Source organism: Streptomyces sp. NPDC006872 (genome assembly GCF_040635845.1).
Taxonomy (GTDB): Bacteria; Actinomycetota; Actinomycetes; order Streptomycetales; family Streptomycetaceae; genus Streptomyces.
Window position 1 is genome coordinate 31522 of the sequence record NZ_JBEYIL010000008.1, and the last position, 21439, is coordinate 52960.

Genomic DNA, 21439 nt, shown 5'->3' on the forward strand with positions numbered 1-21439 from the left:
CCCTGCCAGGGCCGCATGCGTCCAAGTGTCCGTCGAGCAGAGGCAGTTACTGTTCAGTGGGGTCGGATTGGGCGAACGCTTCCCGGCTGTGCTTGAGCAACTCGCGCACCGCCGGGTTGTGCGTGCTTTGCATGCTTTTCCAGATCAGGGCCAGCAGCGCCGGTGCTTCGACGTCATCGATGATGCGGGCGGTGAGCCGGTCACGGTAGCTCACGGCCATCGAACTGCTGAGGATGGCGACGCCGAGTCCGCGGGTCGCGAGGTCGGCGATGGCGTCCGCGGCGCTGGCTTGCAAGGCGATCGTGGGTTGGAGGCTCTGTGCAGCGCAGGCCCGGTCGAACACCGTGCGCAGGCCGGTGCCGGGTGGCATGCATACGATTGGGTGGGCGGTCAGGTCGCGCAGAGTGACCCGCCGTCGTTTCGCCAAGGGGTGCTCGGCCGGAACCGCTGCGACGAGCCGCTCGCTGACGATGGTCAGGGCGTCCAGCCCGTCGGGGGTGGCGGTCGCGGTGCCGATGAGAGCCAGGTCGATGGCGCCGGCGCGCACCTCCTCGACGAGCCGGTCGGAGTTGTCCTCCAGCAGGGAGATCTCGACACCGGGATGCGCCCGGTGAAAAGCGGCCAGGGCGTCGAACAGCGGGGTGAGGGTGCAGCCCATGACCATCCCGACCGTGAGCCGACCCCGGATCAGATCGGTCACCTGCCCCACTGCCTGGCCGACCGCTTCAGCTGCGGCAAGTGCGGCGCGGGCGTGTTCGAGCGCGGCCTTTCCGGCGACCGTGAGGGTGGCGGTGCGCGCCGAGCGGTCGAACAGCTCGGCGCCGAGTTCACGTTCCAGCTGCCGGATCTGGGCGCTGACGCCGGACTGGCTGATGTGCACACGCTCGGCCGCCCGGGTGAAGTTCCGCTCTTCGGCGACTGCGACGAAGTATTCCAGCTGCCTCAGTTCCATGACTGCTCCATGACTGCAGATTCTAGCTTCCAGCAAATCCATCTGTTGGACTTCTGATCGGCGGGCGACCAGGCTGGGGAGCACCGAAGCCAGACGTCAGGAGGAACCCATGCCGGAGTACGAGAAGGCCCTGCGGCCCGAGGACATCACGCGCTTGTTCGTCGAGCGATCCAACGCCGGTGACGCGGCCGGAGTCGCCGCGCTCTACGAAGAGGAAGCGGTGTTGGCCTACCCGCCTGGGGAGCTGACGGTGGGGCGGGAGGCGATCCGTGCGCTGTGGGAGAAAGTACTGACCAACCGTCCTCGTTTCGAACCGGAACAACCGCTGCCGACGTTGATCAGCGGCGGTATCGCCCTCACATCGACCCCGCCGAAGGACGGGGCCGGCGCCCGGGCGCAGGTCGTCCGGCGCCAGCCTGACGGAAGCTGGCTGCGCCTGCTCGACCAGCCCGAGTTCGTCCCGCCGACCCGCTGAACTCCTCGACTTCCGTGACTCCGCGCAGCGCATCGCATCGCATCGCAGCGCATCGCGGAGCCGGTCCGGCATGAAGCACACCCCGCCGAGCCCGCCCGTCCCGTCCCGCCTGCTTCGAGCACCGGGACGACGCGCTCGGCGTCGGCACCCCCGCTCCCGGCCTCGACGTGCAGGTGCCGACCGGACGTGGTGGGGTACGTCGCAGTCGCCGCAGACGTCCGGTGCAGTCGCTCGACATCAGCTCCAGGAGATCGCGCTGCACACCTACGACGCCCAGATCACCGTGGGCGCCCCGCAGCCGCTGCCGGACGAGGCGGCACTCGACGGTGCCGACGAGTTCCTGTCCACCTGCTGCGCAACGACGAGCCCCTGGCCGCACAAGCCCGCCGCGGTGAACTCCGTGAAGCTCGACGGCGACCAATGCCTCTTCGACCTGCTCCAGGCCTGGGAGCCGGAGGAGTGGTGGGGTGATCCCCCCGCGGTTCGAGCCGGGCCTGGAGGCGATCCGGCTGCCCCGGGTCGTCCTCCTCGGCCCCGCGGACTCTCGGCCCGAGCGTCCGAGCGCGCGAAATCGTCGACATCGAGCAGTTGGAACAGGACGCGGCGCTACTCGGGCCGGTCGGTCGCGTGATCCGCGGTTACGAACGCGGCGACTTCGTCGGCGAATCGCCCGGGCTCTTCCAGATGGCCGAAGTGGCCGCTGCGTTCCAGGATCACCAGCTGCGAGGCGGGGATCAGTTTGTGCAGTTCCTCGGCCCATCGCGCCCCGCATACGACGTCGTACCGTCCCGCGACCACCAGCGCGGGCAGGGAAAGAGCGGCAAGCGGCACGCGGTCGTCGACCTGATCGGGTGCGTCGTGCTCGTCCAGCCCCGAGATGTAGGTCGCCCGTAGGGACTCCCGCAGCGGCGCCCACCGCTGCGGTTCGGCCCAGTAACCGGCGATGTAGGCCGGCAGCACGCCTCTCGCGGCGGCCAGCATGGCCGCGTCGTCGGCTATGGCCGGGATGGCCGCGAAGGCCTTCAGCACGGCCGGCAGCTCCGGGTGGTCGGCCTGCCGGGCGGCGAACTCCTGCACTGAGCGCATCACTTCGGCCGCGTGCTCGTCCCCGGTGACCGGCGCACTGTCGTACAGCACGATTCCCGCGAGTTGGTCGGGACGGTGCAGCGCGTGGTACTGGGCGACGAAACCGCCGTGGGAATGGCCCAGCAGATGCACACGCGGCACGGCGAGGTGATCGATCACTGCGGCCAGATGCCTGCTGTATAGGGCCCTGGTGTAGCCGTGGGGATGGCTGGGCAGCCGATCGGAGCCGCCGGTGCCGACCGGCTCGACATACACCAGGGTGAGCTTCTTCTCCAGCTCCGGTGCACGCAGGTACTCCCATGCGATACCCGGCCCGCCGGGGTGCGCCACGCACAGCGGCCCGGTGCCGTGGACGTGGTAGCGCAGGACTGCGCCCTCCACCTCGACGGTGTGGACTCCCGCGGCCAGAGGGTCAGTGCCAGGTAGGACCATCACAGCTCCCGATCTTGAGGGTCGTTCGATGAACACCGACAAGATGCGGGAGCAGGGAGGAAGTTCGATCCCGTTGGCATGATCTGGGTCACGCTGGGGTGTTGCCATGCTCACGGCGTCGGCTCGGGGAAGACCACCCGGAGGGTGCGAACCCTCCTGTCGCTGCGGATCATGAGCCAGGCCAGGGTCGGCGGGCAGGGGTTGACGGCGCCTGCGGGGTTGGTGACGTCCATCTCCCAGATCGTGATGTCCCGGCTGGCCACGACATGGCGCAGATGCTGGCGCACCCCGGCTTCCCGGTTCTGTCGCATGGCCGGGACGGGATGGGTGCGTTCTCCCGGTCGGCTGAGCACGCCGAGCAGTTCGGTCTCCGCGGGCCACAACTCGGCTATCTCCCGGGACAGGCTGCCACGCGCAGCGCCCTCCAAAGTCACCAGGGCCTCCTGTCTGCTGTCCTCGGTGAGGGCGGCAGCGTCGTCGTGCGCTTGTGTCGCGGTCGACAGCAGCACCTGGGACAGCTTCGCCCGGGCCTGGTTGAGCCGGCTGCGCACCGTGCCGACCGGTATCTCGCACGTGGCGGCGATCTCCTGGTACGAGGTGATGCCGCTGAAATGCCGCAGCATCAGCACCAGCCGCTGCTGCTCGGGCAGTTCCTCCACCGCGTCCCAGAGCCAGTCCCGCATCGCATGCTGCTCGACGACGCGCTCGGGGTGCGACGGCTCGTGGTCACACGGGTACAGGTGGTCGAGGCCGTCCAGCCCGGGCATCTCCCGTGTGGCGCGCAGCCGCATCCGGGCGCTGTTGCGCACGATCGCCCGCAGCCACGCCCCCACGGCCGCGGGATCCCGTACGTCGCCGATACGTCGCAGCGCGGTCAGCGCCGCATCCTGCATCGCGTCCTCCGCGTCGGGGCCGTAGCCGAGCAGGCTCAGCGCCACCGCGCGCATCGGCGCCTGATGCCGGGCCAGCAGCAGCCCGAGGGATCCGGTCTCACCGGCTTGCGCCCGGCGGGTGAGTTCCTCGTCGGTGGGCGGGTCGAGGGGTGCCATAGGTCAACGCCTCCGTGGCGATGCGTCACGGTGAAACTCCGGCAGCCAGCTTCCGTGGAACCCGGCCGGCACGGGGTGAGGCAATTCCACCACGGCCTGGACGGAGAGTTCCGCGGCGTCCAGCACAAGGAGTTCGCCCGCCTCGCCGTTGTCGTCCGAGACGAGCGTCAGGAGCCAGCCGTCGTCCTCGCCGGTGCCGTCCGCCGCCGGTACGAAGACCGCCTCCCCGGCATGACGGCTGCCTGGCGTCTCATGGATGCTCCTGGTGCCGTGGGTGAGGTCGTGCTTAGCGATGCCGTCACCGGAGACGGTGTACAGGTAGCGGTGGGGGCGCCCGGTGCGGGTCTCGTTGTGCGTGGGGAACTCGGCCGCCCGGTCGTCCAGTCGGGATTCGGTGACGCGGCCGGTGGCCGGGTCCAGCAGCCAGCGGTGCAGAACGGCCGGGGTCGGCGAGTCGCCCGGCGGGGGCATCGCCAGACCGCTCGGCCCGGTGGGACCGCCGATGTCCGACCAGCTCCGCTGGAATCCGGTGTGGTCGTAGCGCACCGCGTCCAGCACGATGCACCCCTGCGCGTCCTCGTAGGCGTTGCCCACATGGAAGACGTAGCAGGGATCGATCTCGTACCACCGCACCTCGGTGCTGCCGGGTGTGCGGGGCATGACCCCGAGCCGTGCGCCGTACGCCTCGTCCCACCGGTAGGGCATACCGCCGCGCCCGGCCAGATCGGGATCGAAGACGACCGGCAGGTCCATCCAGACGATATGGCGCTCGGTTATGGCGAAGTCGTGCATCATCGTCGGGCCCGGCACGTCGATCGGCCGGCTGTCCAGCAGGGCCCCTTCCGCCGTGACTCGGTGATAGGTGAGGTAGGGCGGGGCGAACCCGGTCCCGAACAGGTGGAGTTCGCCGGTGACCGGGTCCTCCTTGGGGTGGGCGGTCATCGCGGTGCGCAGCCGGCCGCCGAAGTCGTACGGCCCGACGGTCTCCAGCTCCGGAGTGACCCAGTAGGGCAGACCGACCTCGCACAGCGCCAGCACGGTGCCGGCATGCCGGATGACGTGGGTGTTGGCGGGCGTCGCGGCCAGGTCGACGGTGAAGTCCTCGCGGATGAGGGGATGTCCCTCCAACTCCCGGGTGCGCACCCATCGGTTGCGGTACCACTCGGCGTGTCCGTCTCGCAGTCGGACGCCGTGGAGCATGCCGGGACCGGTGAACCAGTGCCCCTTCTCCTCGCCGGGCAGGGGATTGGGGCCGTTGCGCAGATAGCGGCCGTCCAACTCGGGCGGCAGCGAGCCCCGTACGGTGAGATCGGCCGCGCTGTGCTCCTCGGGGACCGGGGCGAAGCGGCCCCGCAGATACAGGGGAAGGGTCGTCTCGTCGGTCATCCGGCTGCCACCGACGCCTGGGCCTCCATTCGGGCCTGGACCCGGGCGGGGTAGACCTTCGTGAAGACGGCGGGGCCGACGAGCCCGAGCACATGGGCGGTGATACCCACCCAGGCCGGGGCCTCCACCGCGCCGCAGATGAGCAGGCTGACGCCGATGAAGCTGAAGCCGACTCCCCACGCACTGGTGATGTGGTTGTTGACCTGGACGAACTCCGGCATGTCCCAGTACTCGCGCGGAGTCTGCCGCTTGGCGATGCCCAGCGTGAAGGCGCGGCCCATCGCCAGGCTCCCCCAGGCGGTGGCGGCCAGCCAGGCAAAGGAGACGACGTCGGTGTGGTCTGCCAGAGCCGAGTTCGGGCTGACGACAGCCACCGCGCCGACCACGACGAAGTAGGCGATGGTGGCGATGTCCAGGACCAGAGCGTCGAGGGCCACTCCTCGCCTGCGGTCCTGCAACAGAAGCAGCAGACCCGAGACGAGGCCCCCGATCGCACCCCAACGCCAGTCGAAGGACGAGACGACGCCCGAGACGATCCAGGGGATGAAGCCGCGCAGATAACCCATTGTTCGTTCCTTGGTGAAGGGCCAGATGTCAGACGCGGACTAGATGCACGGCGCATGCCGAAGTTCGAACCTTCGATGGTGACGCTCGTCACAGGAGCTACGGGGCTACGGGGCTAGCACGCCAATCACTTCGCAGCGCAGCACTTCACAGCGCAGCAATATCTCCTGGCGCTTAACTGCGTGACGCAGTTAATGTTCCACGCAGCGAACGAAGTGCCCTTACCAGTCTGGAGAATCCATGCTCACCGTCGCCGTCACCGGAGCCACCGGAGCCCAGGGCGGAGCCACCGCCCGCGCCCTGCTGGCCGCAGGCCACCATGTGCGCGCACTCACCCGCCGCCTCGACTCGCCCACCGCCGACGCCCTGCGCGGCCTGGGAGCCGACGTGCGCCACGCCGACTTCGACGACCGCGCCTCCCTCGACGCCGCCCTCGCCGGGACGGACTCACTCTTCGCGGTCACCACCCCCTTCGGCGCCGACACCGCCATCGAAACGCGGCAGGGCAAGGCCCTCGTCGACGCCGCGGCAGCTGCCCGCCTCGGGCACATCGTGCTCACCTCCGTCGCCCACGCGGACCGCGGCACCGAAGTCCCGCACTACGAGAGCAAGCACCTGGTCGAGCGGCACCTTCGCGCAGCCGGTGTGCCCTGGACCGTGATCGCCCCGGCGGCCTTCATGGACAACTACGCCGGCGGCTGGGCCCTCGACGGGCTGCGCGACGACACGTTCGCCTGGCCCATGCCCGCCGACCGGCCGCTCACGCTCATCCCCGCCGTCGACATCGGCGCGTTCGCGGCGCTCGCGCTCCAGCGCCGCGACGAGTTCGCCGGCCGCCGCATCGACATCGCCTCCGACGAGCGCACCCCCGGCCAGATCGCCGAGATCCTCGCTGCGGCCGCCGACCGGCCGATCACCCACCAAGAGGTCCCGCTGGCCCACGTCCGGACGCGATCCGCCGATCTGGCGGCCATGTTCGAGTACTTCACCACCGTCGGGCTCGACGTCGACGTCGTCGGGCTGCGACGGGACTACCCCGAAGTCGGCTGGCACAGTTTCGCCGACTGGGCAGCCGCCCAGGACTGGCACACACTCCTGTCCCCCTGATGTGCGGCGTTGTCGGTCCCTGACAAGTGCGGGCCCGGCGACTGCGGGCCCGGCGACCGCGGTTGTCAGTGGTTCCGCGTACGGTCTGCGCATGGCTGATCAAGGGCCCTCCGTGGCATCGATACGCGACTTCTCGACCTGGGAGCCCGTGCTGCGGCTCCTGCTGGCCGACCACCCGCACAGGCATGCCGCCCCGTCTGTCCGGGTGGCGGGGCGTATCGGGCGGCATGGCTGGAGCCTGGCCCTCAAACGACGGCCGCCCGCGCCGGGCCTGGCCGCCCAGGTGGAGGACATCACGCCCGTCGCCTGACCGACCCGGGCAGCCAACGGGTCGGGGGCGTCAGGGCTCCGCGTCGGGACGGCGTCAGGACGGGGCGAGGACGCAGAATTCGTGGCCCTCCGGGTCGGTCAGGCACGTCCATGGGACGTCGCCCTGGCCGAGGTCGAGGTCGGTGGCACCGAGGGCCCGCAGTCGGGCCACCTCCGCGTCTTTGTCGTCACCGGGGTACGGCAGCAGGTCGAGATGGACGCGGTCCGGCACGGTCTTCACGTCGGGCGTGCGGAGGAACTCGAGATACGGGCCGACACCTTTGGCGGAGCGCAACGTCGCATGATCGTCGGTCACTTCGTGCAGGGTCCAGTCGATCGCCTCACCCCAGAACCGGGCCATGGCCCGCGGATCCGCGCAGTCGACCACCACCGCGGCGATCGGCCCGGTGTCCCGGTAGATCTCCCGCGGCTCCAGCACACAGAACTCGTTGCCCTCCGGGTCGGCGAGGACCGTCCACGGCACTTCGCCCTGGCCCACATGGGCGGGCGTGGCACCGAGAGCCTTCAGGCGTGCGACCAACTCCGCCTGATGGGCCGCGGAGGTGGTGGTGAGATCGAGGTGCACACGGTTCTTGGTCGTTGTCTTGGGTTCCGGGACGGGAACGACGTCGATGCAGACGGCGACCGGGTCCGGCCAGACGAGGTCGCCGCCGGGTCCGACGTAGGTGGTCACACCGGGTCGGAAAACACTCCAGCCGAGCGCCTCCGCCCAGAACCGGCCGACCGCCGAGCCGTCAAGAGCCTTTATGTTCACCTGAACAGGTCGCAGCGCCATGCCGGCGATCCTATGCACCCGCTCTGCGACTGCCTCACTCCGCCAGGGCGCGGCGCAGGACGGCGCCGAGTTCGGCGAGTTGCCGCTGTGAGACGTCGGCGGACTGGATCGCCAGCGACCCGTGGAAAGTGCCGGGCCACTGGTGCAGCTCGACCGACACACCCGCCTGGAGCAGGCGCAGCGCGTAGGCGATGTCATCGTCGCGATTCGGATCGAACTCCGCGGTGGCGATGTAGGCCGGCGGAAGGCCGGACAGGTCGTCGGCGCGCGCCGGTGCGGCGTAGGGCGTGGCGGGCTGGGAGCCCAGATAGTGCCGCCACGATGCGGCGACCACGTCGCGATCGATCCAGGGCGTATCGGTGAAGTTCCGCTGCGACCACGTCTCCTGCCGGTCGTCGAGCTCGGCCTCGTTGAGCAGTTGGAAGCGGATCGGCGGCCCCTGCCGGTCACGGGCGCGCAACGCCACCTGGGCCGCGAGCCCCGCGCCGGCGCTGTGGCCTGCGACCGCGATCCGGTCCGGGTCGATGCCGAGTTCGGCCGCGTGGTCGTGCGTCCAGGTCAGCACGGCGTAGACGTCGTCGAGGGCGGCCGGGAACCGGTGCTCGGGCGACAGGCGGAAGTCGACGGTGATCACGACCGCGCCGGAGAGGTCCGCCATCGGGGCGGCCCACAGGTGCTCGGTGTCCAGGGAGCCGACGACCCATCCGCCGCCGTGCAGCCAGATGACGGCGCCCTGGGGCTGCTGCGGGCGGTAGATCCGCACCGGCACGTCCGGATCGGCGGGCACCGTACGGTCCTCTATCTCCAGCCCCGAGGTGTCCGGCGCAGGCCTCGACGCGGCCAGGTCTGCGTAGATCTTGCGGTAGCCGACCAGGTCGGTCAGGTCGGTGCGGGGGAGGAGGGGGATGAATGCTTCGAGTTCGGGATCCATGACGGCCATCCTCACCGCCGGCCGCCCCGGAATCGTCCGCCGACTGTCGGGTATCCCGCCCTGATCGCGCGCCGATCGGCGCTTCTCCTCCCCACCAGGGGGCCCTATCCTCCTGCCATGGAGGCACTGGCGTTACGGCTGTCGGGACTGGACTCGGAAGCTGAAGGCGTGGTCCGGATCGTCATGTTCTACGACACGCTGATGCGCCGACGGGTGGACCTCCCGGCGCTCGCCCGGGCCTCGGCGGGCCTGGCCGAGTGCGTGGCCGGGATACGGCTCCACGGCACCGGGCGGGTGGTCCGTGTCGCGCCCGACGGCAGGCAGACCTCCGGCCCGCCGCCACCGGCGTCCACCACGGCGCCGATCACCCTCGACGACGAGGAGATCGGCACGGTGTGGCTGGAGCGCCCCGGCCCGCCGAATCCGCTCGACGAAGCTCTCCTCGACCGGCTCGCCATCGCCGCCGCGACGGCCGTCGAGCGGTACGGCCCGGCCCGCACCACGATGGCCGACCCCGCCCTCGTCGAACTGGCGATCAGCTCCGACAGCGACGAGGCGGCCCGAGCCCGGGCGTTACGGCTCCTGGGGTTCGCCGCCGACCTTCCGGTCCGCGTCATCGCCGTCCGGTCGCAGGTTCCGCTCGACCAGGTCGGCGGCCTGGTCTGTCCGGCCCGCCCGGTGAAGGCGGCGCCGCTCGCCGACGTGGGCGCCATCCTGGCCACCACCGTGGACCCGGCCCGGTTTCCGGCAGGTGTACGTGCGGGCATCGGCGCCGCCGAAACCCCCGACCGGTCCTGGCAGCAGGCCCGCACGGCCCTCCGCTTCACCACCCCACGCGAACCTGTCATCGGCTACGACCAGCTGGGCGCGCTGGCGCTGCTGGCCGAGACACCTCAGGACGCCGCGCGGGACAACGCCGACGTAGCGGCGATCGCTCGCATCGCCGGCAACCCGGAACACCTGGAGACGCTGGACGCCTACTGCGCCACGGCCTCCCTGCGCCGGGCCGCCGACCTCCTCCACCTGCACCACAGCAGCGTCGCCCGCCGACTCGATCGGACCGGAAAGGCCCTGGGCATCGAACTCACCGAACCCACCGGGCTGATACGGGCCAAGCTCGCCCTGACCGCATGGCGGCTGCTCGACGACTGAGGAGCCGGGGACACGCCGAGCGCGTCAGTGCTCTTGCTCGGCGATACGTGTGGCGAGGTCCTCGTCCGTGATGGGGCGGAGCACCCGGCAAGGGGTTCCGACCGCGACGCTCATCGGGGGAATGCTGCGGCTGACGACGCTGCCGGCGCCGATGACCGACCCGTAGCCGATGCGAACACCCGGCAGGACCACGGCGTTGCTGCCGATCCACACCTTGTCCTCGATCACGATCGGCTCCGAGAACCGTGCGAAGTCGACGCGTCGTGAGGGATGCACCGGGTGCCCCGTCGTGGTCAGTGTCACGCTGGGCGCGATCATGACACCGTTGCCTATGCGGATGTCCACGTCGTCGACGAACGTGAGGTTCACGTTCCCGAAGAAGTCGTCGCCGATATGGACGTTGCTGCCGAACCCGGCGTGGAACGGAGGCAGCAGCACCGTGCGTTCGCCGACCGAGCCGAAGATCGCGTCGAGTAGCGAGCGACGCTTCTGCGGTTCGCTCGGTGGTGTGTGGTTGTATTCGAAGATCTGATCGGTGCGGCGCCGCGGGGCCTGGAACGCCGCTTCCGTCTCGTTGTAGACGAGCCCCTTGGCGATCCGGGCCAGAACTTCTTCCTCGTGAGCATGCGCCACAGTGGAACGCTCCCTTCGTCCAATCTCTCGGGCACCGGCCCGGCACACCCTGGTCGACCGCGCGTCCAGAGCCTACGTGCACCGCGAAGACACCATGATCCCTTTTCGGACCGCGGATCCTGGTCCGCGGCCGCAGCCGTAGCCGTAGCCGGGAGCAGTCCTTGTGGTGGGTACCTGGGGTTATCCCCACCATCGATCCGGCAGCCGCCGTCATGGTCCCGGCACCGCCCGAGATCGTACGTTCGAGACACCACCGAAAACGGACGTACGGCGAAAGGAACGGACCCCGCCATGGGCCTGCGGAGGAAGCAGAAGAAGGACGGCGACACCTCGCGGATCGGCGCGGAGCCGGCGCAGGACCGGGCCATCGAGCTGCGGGGAGTGCGCAGGCAGTACGGCCGCGGCAACTCGGCCGTGCACGCCCTGCGCGGTATCGATCTCACCCTCGCACGCGGCGGCTTCACTGCGGTGATGGGCCCCTCCGGCTCCGGTAAGTCCACGTTCCTGCAGTGCGCGGCGGGCCTGGACCGCCCGAGCGCCGGCACGGTCCACCTGGGCGGCACGGAGATCACAAGCCTGAGCGAGAACAAGCTGACCGCGCTGCGCCGCACCCGTCTCGGCTTCGTCTTCCAGGCCTTCAACCTGCTGCCGTCCCTGACCGTCGAGCAGAACGTGCTGCTGCCGATGCGCCTGGCCGGCCACCGCGCCGACCGACGCCACGCCGCCCAGGTCCTCGCCCAGGTCGGTCTGGACGGGCTGGCCCGGCGCCGGCCCGGCCAGCTCTCCGGCGGCCAGCAGCAGCGCGTCGCCATCGCCCGTGCGCTGGTGACCCGGCCCGACGTCGTCTTCGCGGACGAGCCGACCGGCGCGCTCGACACGACCACGGCCACCGAGATCCTCGGTCTGCTGCGCCGCGCGGTGGACGTCCCGCACTTCGGTCTTCGCTCTGGCCAAAGCGCCCCCACCGGCGCCACGGTCGTCATGGTCACGCACGACCCGGCGGCAGCGGCCTGGGCCGACCGTGTGCTGTTCCTGGCCGACGGCTCGATCGTCGACCGTCTGGAGGGGGCCTCGGCCCAGCAGATCGCGGCCCGTATGACGGCGCTCACCAGGCCGTCCCGTGTGGGAGCGGCAGCCTGATGTTCGTGCCCAACGGCCTGGCCCGCGCCGCCGTCCGCTTCAAGCCCGCCGCCTTCGTGGGCACATTCGTCGCACTGGCGATGGCCGCGGCGATCGTGTCGGCGTGCGGCATCCTCCTGTGCGCGCCTTCGTCCCGCCGCAGCGCTACGCCGACGCTCCCGTGGTCGCCGCCGCCGACCAGCGCGCCCACTGGATCACCGGCCACGGTGAGGATCGCGAAGACGACTCCACACCGGTGCCCGACACCGCCCGCCTCGACGACTCCCTGGTGGCGAAGGCCGCTTCGGTTCCCGGCGCCCGCACGGCGGTGGCGGACGTGACCTTCCCGATCCAGCTGCGCAAGAGCGCCCTCACGGCGCACGGCTGGGGCTCCACGGCGTTCACGGGCGAGCAGCCGACCGCAGGGCGGGCGCCGCGCACCGGCGAGGTCGTCCTCACCGAGGGCGCCGCCGACGTCGGCGACCGCATCGCCCTCACCACCGCCGACGGCCCCCGTGACTTCCGCGTCTCCGGCATCACCGCCTCCGCCGGCCGGCCGCCGACGGCCTGGTTCACGGACTCCGAAGCCGTACGCCTCTCCGGCCGTCCGGGCCGGATCGACGCCATCGCCGTACTCCCCGAGCAAGGGGTGTCTGCGGCCGAGCTCAAGTCGCAGGTGGCACACGCCCTCGGCGACCGAGCCCAGGTCTACACCGGCGACGACCGCGGCGCCGCGGAGGACACCTCACTGGCCGAGGCCAAGGAACTGCTCATCGCGCTCGGCGGCTCCTTCGGCGGCGTCGCCACGATGGTCGCGGTGTTCACGGCGGCCGGCACGGTCGCGCTCTCCGTGGGCCAGCGTGCCCGGGAGTTCGCCCTGCTCAGGGCGATCGGCGCCACCCCGCGCCAGATCCGCCGGACCATCGCCACCGAGACGCTGCTGGTGGCCCCGCTCGCGGGCGCGCTCGGCTGTCTGCCCGGCATCGCCCTGGCCCGCTGGTGGTTCGGCCAGCTCAAGGACAGGGGGGCCGTCCCGCAGGAGGTGACTCTCTCCGTCTCCGGGATCCCGCTCCTCTCCGCGGTGGGCGCCGTCCTGTTGACCGCGCTGCTCGCCGGATACACGGCGGCCCGCCGCCCGGCCCGGATCAAGCCCGGCCGGGCGTTGGCCGAGGTCTCGGTGGAACGACTGCGCGTCGGCTGGATCCGCACTCCGCTGGGGATCGCCGCGGCGGTCGGCGGCTTCGTCTGCGCGGGTCTGGCCACCTCGCTCAGCGGCGAGGACGCGGCCAACGCGGCACTCGGCATCGTGTTCCTCTTCATGCTCGCGGTGGCCCTGCTCGGCCCGCTGGTGGCCCGGGCCTGCGCCGCGCTCTTCGGCCTCCCGCTGCGCGGCGCCGGCGCTCCGGCCTCGCTGGCGGCGGCCAACTCCCAGACCAACGCCCGCCGACTGGCTTCGGCGATCACACCCATCGTGCTGGCCATGGCGTTCTCCTGCACGCTCGTCTTCATGCACACCAGCGAGGAGCGGGCCATCGCATCCCAGCAGCAGGCGGGCATCGTCGCCGACCACATCGTCACCTCCCCCGCGGGGCTGGCCCCGGACGCGGTGGACAGGGCGGCCCGCACACCCGGCGTCACCGCCGCCGTCGGCCTGTTGAGGACCTCCGTGCTGGTCCCGGCCTCGGGCTCCCTGGAGTCGGTCTCCGCCCAGGGCGTCACCGGCTCCCCGCACGCGCTCGCCCGTGTCCAGGACCTCGACGTGCGGACCGGCGCCGTCTCCCTGCAGCCGGGGCAGGTCGCGCTCGACGCGACGCTGGCCGACACCACCCATGTGCGGGTCGGCGACCGGCTCCCCCTGCGCCTGCCCGACGGCACCAAGGCGGAGCCGACGGTCGTGGCGACGTACGGACGAGGCCTGGGCCTGTCCCAGGTGACACTGAGCCGCTCCGACCTGGCGGCCCACGTCACCTCGGCGTTCGACACCGAGGTCTGGACGAAGGGCGGCACCGCCGAGGCCCTCACCCCGCTCGGCAGGGTCCTCGACGCCGGCGACTACACCGCCGCGCGGTCCCTGGACCGAGAGCTCAACGCCTGGGCGAACACGGTGATGGCAGCGGTGCTCGGCGGCTTCGCGGCCGTGGCCGCCGTCAACACCCTGGTGATGACCGTCCTCGACCGCCGCCGCGAACTCGCCACCCTGCGCCTCATCGGCACCACGCGCCGCCAGACTCTGCGGATGATCCGCTGGGAGGCCCTGCTGGTCACCCTGACCGGGATCGGGCTCGGCACCGCGATCGCCCTGGCGACTCTCGTACCGATGATGAAGGGACTGACGGGCGAAGCGCCCTACATTCCCCCGCTGTTGTACGGCTCCTTCGCCGCGACGATCCTCGCCCTGGGGATGACGGCGACTGCACTCCCGGCCCGAGCAGCCCTGCGCACCCGGCGCAACGCCGGCTGATGCCGATGCGGGACCACCTCGACTCGACGGGGCTGCGCCGCCCGAGAAACCGCGTTCGTCGACGTTGACCGCCGCAGCGTGGCCTGCTATCCACGCAGGAACGAAAGGGGGAGCCGCGTTGTCGACGCTGCCGAGGAAGTACCGGATCCCACCCAGCATGATCAGGTACACGATCTTCGCTGCGGTCGTGTTCCTCGGGATCATGTCCGCGATCCCCTGGGGCATCGGCTTACCCGGCTCGACAACGGCCCTGCTGGCGCTCGCGGGTCTGGCGGTCATCCTCATCGTCGTCGTCCGGATTCTACGGCTCGGCACGGTCGTGTCCGCGGACGGCGTCACACGCCGGGGCTTTCTGACGGACCGACAGCACCCGTGGGCGGACGTCCACGCGCTCGAGCTGGTCGACCGGGAGGTCGTCCACATGGCGTACGGCTTCCAGGTCAGCTCGCGCTATGTGGTGACCGTCGCCATCGGTCAGCAGCACCGGCGCAAGACCCTGCTGTTCCTCGACGAGCGCGGCTTCACCACCGCCGGCCAGTTCCGCGCGGAACTCGACACCGTCGCCGCCTTGTGGGATCAAGGGCGCGGCGCGAGGCATGAGTGACGGTGGCGATGTGGTGAGCCGTCATGCGGTGAGCAACGGCCCTTCCGGGACAGGTGCGTTGCGCACCTTCGCCTCCGGCGCCCCGGCCGCGAGCGCCGTCTGCGACCTGGCGGTCGGCTGCGAGGACCTCAGCTACCACAGCAGCGGGGCGTCCGGCTGGACCTACGGCGAGTCCGTGATCTGGAACGTCAGCGAGTACCCCGACCAGCGCTACGTCTACGCGGTCCGCGCGGACGGCTCGTAGCGTCGGCCCTCTTCCCGCTCCACGGGAAGCCACAGTTCGGCGTCGGCTTCGGTCTTGTCCGGGGACAGGCGGGTGTGCAGGATCTCGGGGCCGGGGCGGCTGCGGTACGGGTTGGACGGGAACCACTCCGTGAACACGTCCCGCCACAGGTTCTGGATGGCCTGCGGCACCGGCCCCGAGACGGTGAAGACCGCCCACGAACCCGCCGGGACAGACAGGACGGTCGTGCCGTCGAGGGCGTCCGCGGACGTGATCACCCCTTGGTAGTAGTCGAGTTCGGTGCCTTCGGCGCGGCTCGGGTCCAGGTCGTCGCAGACCGCGACGATGCCCCGTGGCTCCTGGTCCGACAGCTTCTCCAGGCGCTCCAGGGTCCGCGGTTCGATCCCGCGGACGAAGTCGATGATCGCCTGGTTCGGTCCCGCGTGCACCAGTGGCACCCGGGCCTTGAGGCCGACGACGGTGAAAGCCGGCCTGTCCACTACGCGATAGCGCATGCTGCTGCTCCCTTCGACGGTGAGGCGGAAGGTCAACCGGGACTGGGAGACGAGCGCGGCACCGGTGCGCCGGGCCTCGCCCGGCCCGACGCCGTGCATGGCACGGAACGCCCGGGCGAACGCCTCGCCCGATCCGTAGCCATAGCGCACCGCGATCTCCAACAACGGCTCACGGGCCGCGAGCACTTCGGCGCCCGCGACGGTGAGCCGCCGGCGCCGGACGTACTCCGACAGCGGCGTGCCCGCCAGCGCCGAGAACATCCGGCGCAGGTGGTACTCCGAGGTGGCCGCGATGCGCGCCAGCTCCGCCACGTCGATGGTCTCGTCGAGGTGGGCCTCGATGTGATCCATGGCCTGGTTGAGCCGCTCCAGCATTCCGGGGTCCCCTTCCTTTGTGATCACCACGTTAGGCAGCCGCTCCCCCTCCTGGCCCGACATCCTGTGCCCGATCAAGTCGGGTGGCCGCGCTCATCGCGCTGCTTCGCTCCAGCGGCTGAGCGTCTCGCTGCTGCCGTCGTAGGTGAGCCAGGTCCCGTCGCCGAGCGGGCGCACATAACTGTCGACCCGGCCGGTGGGATACGCGACCGACCCACGTATCTCCAGGGTGTGGGCGTCGAGCAGCCAGTGGTGGGCCTGTTCGGGGTCCTCGTCGGATTCGAGCGTCGAGGCGATGACGGTGTCGGCGTCGACGAAACCGCAGCCGTCGTCCCAGTAGGGCGGGTACTCGTCCGCCCACTCGGGCTCCCCGTGCGCGAGCACGACGCCGTCCAGGGCGTGGAGTTGCAGGTCCGCTCCGTCCTGCTCGACCGTCAGAAAGCCCGCATGTCCCGTGTGGACGTCCGTCAGGATGCGGTCGCGGTCGGTCGTCTCGTCGAGGTCCCGGGCGGTCAGCTCTTCGCCGTCCCAGCGTGCCCAGTACAGCAGGATGCCGTCCTGGCCCATGCCGATGCACAGCCCCATGTGGATACCGTCCGGGTGGGAGAGGTGGAACGAACCGGCGGCCGCGCTGTCCAGCGGCAGCCGGGCCAACTCCCGCCCGTCCCAGGCGTCCAGGACGACCCAGCACTCCCGCCCGCCGCGCTCCTGCGGCTCGACCACATGCGCCCAGACGAAGCGCCCGTCGTCGGAGACGCGGCAGGAACCGTGCTCGATGCCCCTGCACACCTCCTGGTCGTCCCCCGTGTGCGGGTGCCCGAGCTGCGGCCCCCAACAGCCGTGCCGGTACTCCCACAGCGTCTCTCCGCCGTTGCCCACGGCCCGCACCGCGCGCTGACCCGAGAACACCGCGACCAGGCCGTCGGGGCTCACCGAGTGGACGCCTCGGTCCCATCCGGGCCAGGGCAGAGGGAAGACGGCAGCCGGGGCGCGCTCCCCCGCGAAGACCTCGTGCAGGTCGTAGACCTCCAGCTCGTGCCCGTTCTGGAGCAGGGCGCGGCGCGGGGCTTCCCCACGGCTCTCGAAGGCGAAGCCGTTGACCAGCGCGTGTCCTCCCGGCAGCCTGACCGAGTCACGCAGTTGTGCGGTGATCGACATGGCCCGAAGGTAACGGACCCCACTGACATCGGGGACCGGCGCAGAGCAACCTGCCGTGGCCGGCGCCCTCTCACCGAACGTGCTGGCCCGCCGTCTCCTGCGTCCGCCCAGCCGTCGGCCGCTCCCGTCCCCAGGCGGCCAGCGGCTGGAGTGCCTCGTTGAGGCGCGTGCCGTCCTCGGTCAGCGAGTACTCGACGCGGGGCGGCACCTCGTCGTAGGACACGCGGCGCACCACGCCGGCCGCCTCCATCTCTCGCAGGTGAGAGGCCAGCACCTTCTCGGTGATCCCCGGGAGCAGTCGGCGCAGCTCGCCGAAGCGGCGGCAGGGGTGCTCGTGGAGCGCCCAGAGGATCAGCACCTTCCACTTGCCGCCGATCACCTCCATCGCGGCGTCGATCCCGCAGGTGTGTCCGTCCGGTGCGCCCGGCCGGTTCAGCGTCGTCATGCCCCCACCCTTCTGACGTGCTCGCTCACTTCAGGGTAACCACCCACTCCCAAGTGCGTACTTGATCGCTTTCGGAGCTGCGACCAGCCTGATCGGCATGACACACAACACTGTTGAGAAGACCCCCGTCACACTGCTGGGCCTCGGCGCGATGGGCACCGCGCTGGCGCGCGCCTGGCTTGCCGCAGGCCACCCGCTCACCGTCTGGAACCGCACTCCGGCCCGCGCAGCGGCGCTCGCCGCCGAGGGTGCTCGGGTCGCGGACAGCGCCGCCGAGGCGGTCGCGGCGAGCACACTGGTCGTCGTCTGTCTGTTGGACGACGCCTCGGTCGACGAGGTGCTGGCCGGCGCCGACCTCGCCGGGAAGGACCTGGTCAACCTCACCACCAGCACCCCGGCCGAGGCCCGCGCCCGCGCCGAACCGGCCCGCGAGCGCGGTGCCCGATACCTGGACGGCGGGATCATGGCCGTCCCTCCGATGATCGGCGTCCCGGGAGCCGGCGGTTACGTCTTCTACAGCGGCTCGCGGGAACTGTTCGAACGGCACCGGGACACACTGAGCGTCCCGGCCGGCACTGCCTACGTCGGCCTGGACGCGGGCTTCGCCGCCCTGCACGACGTGGCCCTGCTCAGCGCCATGTACGGGATGTTCGCCGGTGCCGCGCACGCCTTCGCCCTGATCCGCAAGGAGGACATCGACCCCGCGTCGCTCGCCCCGCTCCTCGCCGACTGGCTCGTCGCGATGGCCCCGGCGGTTCACCAGACCGCCGCCCAACTGCGCAGCGGCGACTACACCGAGGGCGTCGTCTCCAACCTGGCCATGCAGGTGGCCGGCACACCGACCTTCCTGAACACCGCCGAGGAGCAGGGCGTCAGTCCGGAACTGCTGCGTCCCTACTTCGACCTGATGCGCCGCCGCCTGGCCGAGGGCAGCGGCGCGGAGGACCTGACCGGCGTCGTCGACCTGCTCGTACGCTGACCGGTCGTTGCCGGGGCGTGGCCTCCAGGCGGGTGACGCCCCGTCCGACTCACCAGGTCTTGCCGGCCTGTTCGCGGATCGTGTGGTTGATCCGATTGAAGAAGTTGGTGATCGAGATGTTCAGGATGATCGCGGACAACTGCTTCTCGTCGAAGTGGTCGGCGGCGGCGTCCCAGATCTCGTCGGTCACGCCCGGTGCGCCGTCCTGGATCCGGGTGGCGGCTTCGGCCAGTGCGAGGGCCGCCCGCTCCTCCTCCGTGAAGAAGGGCGTCTCGCGCCAGGTGCCCACGCTGTGGAGCCGCTCATCGGTCTCTCCATGCTTCTTCGCCGACCGGACCCCGGCGAACACACACGGGCCGCAGCCGTTGATCTGGCTGGCCCGCAGGTGGACCAGTTCGAGCACGAGCGGGTCGACGCCGGCGGCTTGAATCGCCTTGTTGAGCTGCTGGATCGCCGCGATCACCTGGGGATCTGCCGGGCTCTTCATACGTGTTTCCATCGGTGCTGCTCCTTCATCGGTTACCTGTGGTCGTTCGGGTCCGTCATCACCCATGACGGAGCAGCACCGAGGAAGGTAACAACATGTCCGACAGCAGCCCCACGAACCCGGTGGCCGAGGCGTTCGACGCCCAGCGCGACCGGCTGTGCGCGGTCGCCTACCGCATGCTCGGATCACACGCCGACGCCGAGGACGTGGTCCAGGAGGCGTGGCTGCGGCTGTCCCGCCAGGACACGGCGAGCATCCACAACCTCGCCGGCTGGCTGACCACGGTGGTCGGCCGGATCAGTCTCGACGTGCTGCGATCGCGCCAGTCCCACCCCGAGGCGTCCTACGACGCCCGGCTGCCCGAGCTCGTCGTGGCGGTCGACGACGGTCCTGCGCCGGAGGACGACGTGGCGCTCGCCGACTCGGTCGGGCTCGCGCTGCTGGTCGTCCTCGAGTCGCTCGGGCCGAGCGAGCGGCTCGCGTTCGTGCTGCACGACCTGTTCGCGGTGCCGTTCGAGGAGATCGGCCAGATCCTCGGCAAGTCCACCGACGCCACCAAGATGCTCGCCAGCCGAGCCCGCAGGAAGGTACAGGCGGCGGACCGGCCGACGGCCGTCGGACAGGAGCAGCGAGAGGTCGTCCAGGCATTCCTGGCGGCCGCTCGCGGCGGCGACTTCGACGGGCTGCTGCGGGTGCTCGACCCCGAGGTGCGGCTGACCGCCGACACTCCCGACGGCGTGGTCGTCACCATCGGCGCGACCCGGGTCGCCGCCGGCGCGCAGTTGGCCGCCCGCGCCGCCACGCGGGGGCGGGCGGTGCTCGTCAACGGCCTTCCCGGGGTGGTGTCTTGGCATGCGGACGGCACCCCGCTCTCGGTCCTCGCCTTCACCGTCGCCGACGGCCGGATCACCGACCTCACGGCCGTGACCCACCCGGCCAGGCTCGCGTCGATGGAGCTGCCCGATCCTGAGTGAGTCACCGCACCGGCGGTCGCCGACCGGGCAGGGACATCGGGCGGGCCGGCGTCGTCCGCAGGCGTCAGCCCTCGGGCGATTCCTCGGGCGATTCCTCGAGCATGGCGCGGGTCAGGACGTTGCCGCCGATGCCCCAGCCGCCGTCGGTGACCTCCTCGACCAGGACCATGGTGTTGGCGCGGGCCCGCTCCCCGTAGATCTCGACGTACAGCTCGGTGGTGCGCGTGACGATCTTCTCCTTCTGCTTCTCGTCGAGGGTGCCGGCGGGGACCTTGAAGTTGGCGAACGGCATGACGGATCTCGTTTCTGACATGAGCATGGACATGGGAATGGGGTGGAGATGGGATGAGGGGCCACACGGCGCAGGCGCCGTGGTCGCTCAGATGATGCCGCCGTTGGCCCGGACGACCTGGCCGTTGACCCAGTGGCCGGCCGGGGAGGCGAGGAAGGCGACGACTTCGGCGATGTCGGCGGGGGTGCCGAGCCGTTCCAGCGGGGGCTGGGCGGCCAACCGGGCGATGGTCTGCTCGTCCTTGCCTTCGAGGAACAGGTCGGTGGCGGTGGGGCCGGGCGCGACGGCGTTGACGGTGACGTCCCGGCCGCGCAGCTCGCGAGCGAGGATCATCGTGAGCGCTTCGACTGCGCCCTTGCTGGCGCTGTAGGCGCCGTAGCCGGGAAACGCCAGGCCCACCACGGACGTGGAGAACATGATCACTGCCCCGCCGCTGCGGAGCCTGCGGGCGGCCTGCTGGGCGACGACGAAACTCCCTCGGATGTTGGTGCGGTACACCGCGTCCAGCTGCGCCAGGTCCAGGTCGACGACCGGGGAGAGATGCATCCGGCCGGCTGCGTGGACGACGACGTCGACGCCGCCGAACTTCGACTCGGCCGTGTCGAACAGTGCGGCCACCTGCTGCTCGTCCGCGACGTCCGCCTGGACGGCGACCGCCCGGCCGCCGTCGGCCGCGACCGCCTCTACGGCGGCTTCGGCCTGCTCACGGTTGCCCGCGTAACCCACCACGACGGCGAACCCGTCGGCGGCCAGCCGGCTCACCGTCTCCCGGCCGATGCCACGGGAACCACCGGTGACGACGGCGACGCGCGGCGGTGCGGGGTGGTCGACTGCGGCGCGATCCGCCGCGGTGTCCTGGTGTGGCATGGAGACTCCTGCGAGTAATCGAGTAGTACGGGGGCCACGGGGGGTGGCCGTGGCGTGGGGCGTCGGCG

The 21439-nt window shown here is 70.9% G+C and carries 23 protein-coding genes and 2 pseudogenes; 11 read left to right on the top strand and 14 right to left on the bottom strand.

The window, feature by feature from the left end; translation table 11 throughout:
- Positions 1–46: 46 nt before the first annotated feature.
- The gene (locus tag ABZ725_RS23700; RefSeq protein ID WP_358804572.1) at positions 47–952 is read right to left on the bottom strand and encodes a LysR substrate-binding domain-containing protein; all 906 of its coding nucleotides are present in this window, start codon (positions 950–952) and stop codon (positions 47–49) included.
- A 109-nt stretch (positions 953–1061) separates the two neighbouring features.
- Between ABZ725_RS23700 and ABZ725_RS23705 the strand changes: the two genes are divergently transcribed.
- Both ABZ725_RS23705 and ABZ725_RS23710 read left to right on the top strand, forming a co-directional pair.
- Complete coding sequence (locus tag ABZ725_RS23705) at positions 1062–1427, top strand: nuclear transport factor 2 family protein (RefSeq protein ID WP_358804573.1); 366 nt, start codon at positions 1062–1064, stop codon at positions 1425–1427.
- Between the two features lie 163 nt (positions 1428–1590).
- Positions 1591–2058, top strand: a pseudogene (locus ABZ725_RS23710) (hypothetical protein); the annotation flags it as partial.
- Here the strand turns inward: ABZ725_RS23710 and ABZ725_RS23715 are convergent.
- The 4 genes from ABZ725_RS23715 to ABZ725_RS23730 form a co-directional block, all read right to left on the bottom strand.
- Positions 2034–2945: an alpha/beta hydrolase gene (locus tag ABZ725_RS23715; RefSeq protein ID WP_358804574.1), complete on the bottom strand. Its 912-nt coding sequence runs from the start codon at positions 2943–2945 to the stop codon at positions 2034–2036. The pseudogene ABZ725_RS23710 and the gene ABZ725_RS23715 sit on opposite strands and share 25 nt — an antisense overlap.
- 110 nt (positions 2946–3055) lie before the next feature.
- Positions 3056–3994, bottom strand: coding sequence for a sigma-70 family RNA polymerase sigma factor (locus ABZ725_RS23720; RefSeq protein ID WP_358804575.1), 939 nt, complete (start codon positions 3992–3994; stop codon positions 3056–3058).
- A 3-nt stretch (positions 3995–3997) separates the two neighbouring features.
- The gene (locus ABZ725_RS23725) at positions 3998–5380 is read right to left on the bottom strand and encodes a carotenoid oxygenase family protein (protein ID WP_358804576.1); all 1383 of its coding nucleotides are present in this window, start codon (positions 5378–5380) and stop codon (positions 3998–4000) included.
- Positions 5377–5946 (bottom strand): hypothetical protein, encoded by a 570-nt coding sequence (locus ABZ725_RS23730; protein WP_358804577.1) that lies wholly within the window; start codon positions 5944–5946, stop codon positions 5377–5379. The genes ABZ725_RS23725 and ABZ725_RS23730 overlap by 4 nt, the downstream gene beginning before the upstream one ends.
- Before the next feature lie 238 nt (positions 5947–6184).
- On the opposite strand from ABZ725_RS23730, the gene ABZ725_RS23735 reads away from it, so the two are divergent.
- Both ABZ725_RS23735 and ABZ725_RS23740 read left to right on the top strand, forming a co-directional pair.
- Complete coding sequence (locus ABZ725_RS23735) at positions 6185–7051, top strand: NmrA/HSCARG family protein (protein WP_358804578.1); 867 nt, start codon at positions 6185–6187, stop codon at positions 7049–7051.
- A gap of 91 nt (positions 7052–7142) precedes the next feature.
- Positions 7143–7361, top strand: coding sequence for a hypothetical protein (locus tag ABZ725_RS23740; RefSeq protein WP_358804579.1), 219 nt, complete (start codon positions 7143–7145; stop codon positions 7359–7361).
- Between the two features lie 54 nt (positions 7362–7415).
- Here ABZ725_RS23740 and ABZ725_RS23745 read toward each other — a convergent pair whose 3' ends face one another.
- Together ABZ725_RS23745 and ABZ725_RS23750 are read right to left on the bottom strand one after the other, a co-directional pair.
- Positions 7416–8156 (bottom strand): VOC family protein, encoded by a 741-nt coding sequence (locus ABZ725_RS23745; RefSeq protein WP_358804580.1) that lies wholly within the window; start codon positions 8154–8156, stop codon positions 7416–7418.
- A gap of 34 nt (positions 8157–8190) precedes the next feature.
- Positions 8191–9087, bottom strand: a complete 897-nt coding sequence (locus ABZ725_RS23750) for an alpha/beta hydrolase (protein ID WP_358804581.1) — start codon at positions 9085–9087, stop codon at positions 8191–8193.
- Positions 9088–9204: 117 nt separating this feature from the next.
- On the opposite strand from ABZ725_RS23750, the gene ABZ725_RS23755 reads away from it, so the two are divergent.
- Entirely contained in the window at positions 9205–10239 is a 1035-nt protein-coding gene (locus ABZ725_RS23755) for a helix-turn-helix domain-containing protein (protein WP_358804582.1), read from the top strand.
- A gap of 24 nt (positions 10240–10263) precedes the next feature.
- Here ABZ725_RS23755 and ABZ725_RS23760 read toward each other — a convergent pair whose 3' ends face one another.
- Entirely contained in the window at positions 10264–10872 is a 609-nt protein-coding gene (locus tag ABZ725_RS23760) for a sugar O-acetyltransferase (RefSeq protein WP_358804583.1), read from the bottom strand.
- Positions 10873–11163: 291 nt separating this feature from the next.
- On the opposite strand from ABZ725_RS23760, the gene ABZ725_RS23765 reads away from it, so the two are divergent.
- The 4 genes and pseudogenes from ABZ725_RS23765 to ABZ725_RS23780 all read left to right on the top strand — a co-directional run bounded on the left by ABZ725_RS23765 (position 11164) and on the right by ABZ725_RS23780 (position 15300).
- Positions 11164–12012 (top strand): ABC transporter ATP-binding protein, encoded by an 849-nt coding sequence (locus ABZ725_RS23765; protein ID WP_358804584.1) that lies wholly within the window; start codon positions 11164–11166, stop codon positions 12010–12012.
- Positions 12012–14452, top strand: a pseudogene (locus ABZ725_RS23770) (FtsX-like permease family protein). The gene ABZ725_RS23765 and the pseudogene ABZ725_RS23770 overlap by 1 nt, the downstream one beginning before the upstream one ends.
- A gap of 157 nt (positions 14453–14609) precedes the next feature.
- On the top strand, positions 14610–15056 hold the full coding sequence (locus tag ABZ725_RS23775; protein WP_358804585.1) for a hypothetical protein: 447 nt from the start codon (positions 14610–14612) through the stop codon (positions 15054–15056).
- A complete protein-coding gene (locus ABZ725_RS23780; protein ID WP_358804586.1) occupies positions 15049–15300 on the top strand; it encodes a hypothetical protein in 252 nt (83 codons plus the stop codon). The genes ABZ725_RS23775 and ABZ725_RS23780 overlap by 8 nt, the downstream gene beginning before the upstream one ends.
- On the opposite strand, the gene ABZ725_RS23785 is transcribed toward ABZ725_RS23780, so the two are convergent.
- From ABZ725_RS23785 to ABZ725_RS23795, 3 genes are all read right to left on the bottom strand, one after another.
- Positions 15273–16169, bottom strand: a complete 897-nt coding sequence (locus ABZ725_RS23785; RefSeq protein WP_358804957.1) for an AraC family transcriptional regulator — start codon at positions 16167–16169, stop codon at positions 15273–15275. The genes ABZ725_RS23780 and ABZ725_RS23785 overlap by 28 nt on opposite strands.
- 93 nt (positions 16170–16262) lie before the next feature.
- Positions 16263–17327, bottom strand: coding sequence for a hypothetical protein (locus tag ABZ725_RS23790; RefSeq protein ID WP_358804587.1), 1065 nt, complete (start codon positions 17325–17327; stop codon positions 16263–16265).
- A gap of 70 nt (positions 17328–17397) precedes the next feature.
- Positions 17398–17772: a helix-turn-helix domain-containing protein gene (locus ABZ725_RS23795; RefSeq protein ID WP_358804588.1), complete on the bottom strand. Its 375-nt coding sequence runs from the start codon at positions 17770–17772 to the stop codon at positions 17398–17400.
- Between the two features lie 97 nt (positions 17773–17869).
- On the opposite strand from ABZ725_RS23795, the gene ABZ725_RS23800 reads away from it, so the two are divergent.
- The gene (locus tag ABZ725_RS23800) at positions 17870–18751 is read left to right on the top strand and encodes an NAD(P)-binding domain-containing protein (RefSeq protein WP_358804589.1); all 882 of its coding nucleotides are present in this window, start codon (positions 17870–17872) and stop codon (positions 18749–18751) included.
- A 49-nt stretch (positions 18752–18800) separates the two neighbouring features.
- Here ABZ725_RS23800 and ABZ725_RS23805 read toward each other — a convergent pair whose 3' ends face one another.
- Complete coding sequence (locus ABZ725_RS23805; RefSeq protein ID WP_358804590.1) at positions 18801–19250, bottom strand: carboxymuconolactone decarboxylase family protein; 450 nt, start codon at positions 19248–19250, stop codon at positions 18801–18803.
- 83 nt (positions 19251–19333) lie between these two features.
- Between ABZ725_RS23805 and ABZ725_RS23810 the strand changes: the two genes are divergently transcribed.
- Positions 19334–20212: a sigma-70 family RNA polymerase sigma factor gene (locus tag ABZ725_RS23810; RefSeq protein ID WP_358804591.1), complete on the top strand. Its 879-nt coding sequence runs from the start codon at positions 19334–19336 to the stop codon at positions 20210–20212.
- A 64-nt stretch (positions 20213–20276) separates the two neighbouring features.
- On the opposite strand, the gene ABZ725_RS23815 is transcribed toward ABZ725_RS23810, so the two are convergent.
- Together ABZ725_RS23815 and ABZ725_RS23820 are read right to left on the bottom strand one after the other, a co-directional pair.
- On the bottom strand, positions 20277–20504 hold the full coding sequence (locus ABZ725_RS23815) for a 4-oxalocrotonate tautomerase family protein (RefSeq protein ID WP_358804958.1): 228 nt from the start codon (positions 20502–20504) through the stop codon (positions 20277–20279).
- A gap of 87 nt (positions 20505–20591) precedes the next feature.
- Positions 20592–21371, bottom strand: coding sequence for an SDR family oxidoreductase (locus tag ABZ725_RS23820; protein ID WP_358804592.1), 780 nt, complete (start codon positions 21369–21371; stop codon positions 20592–20594).
- Between the last annotated feature and the right edge of the window lie 68 nt (positions 21372–21439).

What these genes read in the sequence shown, in the direction of transcription:
- ABZ725_RS23700 (WP_358804572.1), bottom strand. Translation starts at nt 952, where the DNA reads ATGGAACTGAGGCAGCTGGAATACTTCGTCGCAGTCGCCGAAGAGCGG.
- ABZ725_RS23705 (WP_358804573.1), top strand. Translation starts at nt 1,062, where the DNA reads ATGCCGGAGTACGAGAAGGCCCTGCGGCCCGAGGACATCACGCGCTTG.
- ABZ725_RS23715 (WP_358804574.1), bottom strand. Translation starts at nt 2,945, where the DNA reads ATGGTCCTACCTGGCACTGACCCTCTGGCCGCGGGAGTCCACACCGTC.
- ABZ725_RS23720 (WP_358804575.1), bottom strand. Translation starts at nt 3,994, where the DNA reads ATGGCACCCCTCGACCCGCCCACCGACGAGGAACTCACCCGCCGGGCG.
- ABZ725_RS23725 (WP_358804576.1), bottom strand. Translation starts at nt 5,380, where the DNA reads ATGACCGACGAGACGACCCTTCCCCTGTATCTGCGGGGCCGCTTCGCC.
- ABZ725_RS23730 (WP_358804577.1), bottom strand. Translation starts at nt 5,946, where the DNA reads ATGGGTTATCTGCGCGGCTTCATCCCCTGGATCGTCTCGGGCGTCGTC.
- ABZ725_RS23735 (WP_358804578.1), top strand. Translation starts at nt 6,185, where the DNA reads ATGCTCACCGTCGCCGTCACCGGAGCCACCGGAGCCCAGGGCGGAGCC.
- ABZ725_RS23740 (WP_358804579.1), top strand. Translation starts at nt 7,143, where the DNA reads ATGGCTGATCAAGGGCCCTCCGTGGCATCGATACGCGACTTCTCGACC.
- ABZ725_RS23745 (WP_358804580.1), bottom strand. Translation starts at nt 8,156, where the DNA reads ATGGCGCTGCGACCTGTTCAGGTGAACATAAAGGCTCTTGACGGCTCG.
- ABZ725_RS23750 (WP_358804581.1), bottom strand. Translation starts at nt 9,087, where the DNA reads ATGGATCCCGAACTCGAAGCATTCATCCCCCTCCTCCCCCGCACCGAC.
- ABZ725_RS23755 (WP_358804582.1), top strand. Translation starts at nt 9,205, where the DNA reads ATGGAGGCACTGGCGTTACGGCTGTCGGGACTGGACTCGGAAGCTGAA.
- ABZ725_RS23765 (WP_358804584.1), top strand. Translation starts at nt 11,164, where the DNA reads ATGGGCCTGCGGAGGAAGCAGAAGAAGGACGGCGACACCTCGCGGATC.
- ABZ725_RS23775 (WP_358804585.1), top strand. Translation starts at nt 14,610, where the DNA reads ATGATCAGGTACACGATCTTCGCTGCGGTCGTGTTCCTCGGGATCATG.
- ABZ725_RS23780 (WP_358804586.1), top strand. Translation starts at nt 15,049, where the DNA reads ATGAGTGACGGTGGCGATGTGGTGAGCCGTCATGCGGTGAGCAACGGC.
- ABZ725_RS23785 (WP_358804957.1), bottom strand. Translation starts at nt 16,169, where the DNA reads ATGCTGGAGCGGCTCAACCAGGCCATGGATCACATCGAGGCCCACCTC.
- ABZ725_RS23790 (WP_358804587.1), bottom strand. Translation starts at nt 17,327, where the DNA reads ATGTCGATCACCGCACAACTGCGTGACTCGGTCAGGCTGCCGGGAGGA.
- ABZ725_RS23795 (WP_358804588.1), bottom strand. Translation starts at nt 17,772, where the DNA reads ATGACGACGCTGAACCGGCCGGGCGCACCGGACGGACACACCTGCGGG.
- ABZ725_RS23800 (WP_358804589.1), top strand. Translation starts at nt 17,870, where the DNA reads ATGACACACAACACTGTTGAGAAGACCCCCGTCACACTGCTGGGCCTC.
- ABZ725_RS23805 (WP_358804590.1), bottom strand. Translation starts at nt 19,250, where the DNA reads ATGGAAACACGTATGAAGAGCCCGGCAGATCCCCAGGTGATCGCGGCG.
- ABZ725_RS23810 (WP_358804591.1), top strand. Translation starts at nt 19,334, where the DNA reads ATGTCCGACAGCAGCCCCACGAACCCGGTGGCCGAGGCGTTCGACGCC.
- ABZ725_RS23815 (WP_358804958.1), bottom strand. Translation starts at nt 20,504, where the DNA reads ATGCCGTTCGCCAACTTCAAGGTCCCCGCCGGCACCCTCGACGAGAAG.
- ABZ725_RS23820 (WP_358804592.1), bottom strand. Translation starts at nt 21,371, where the DNA reads ATGCCACACCAGGACACCGCGGCGGATCGCGCCGCAGTCGACCACCCC.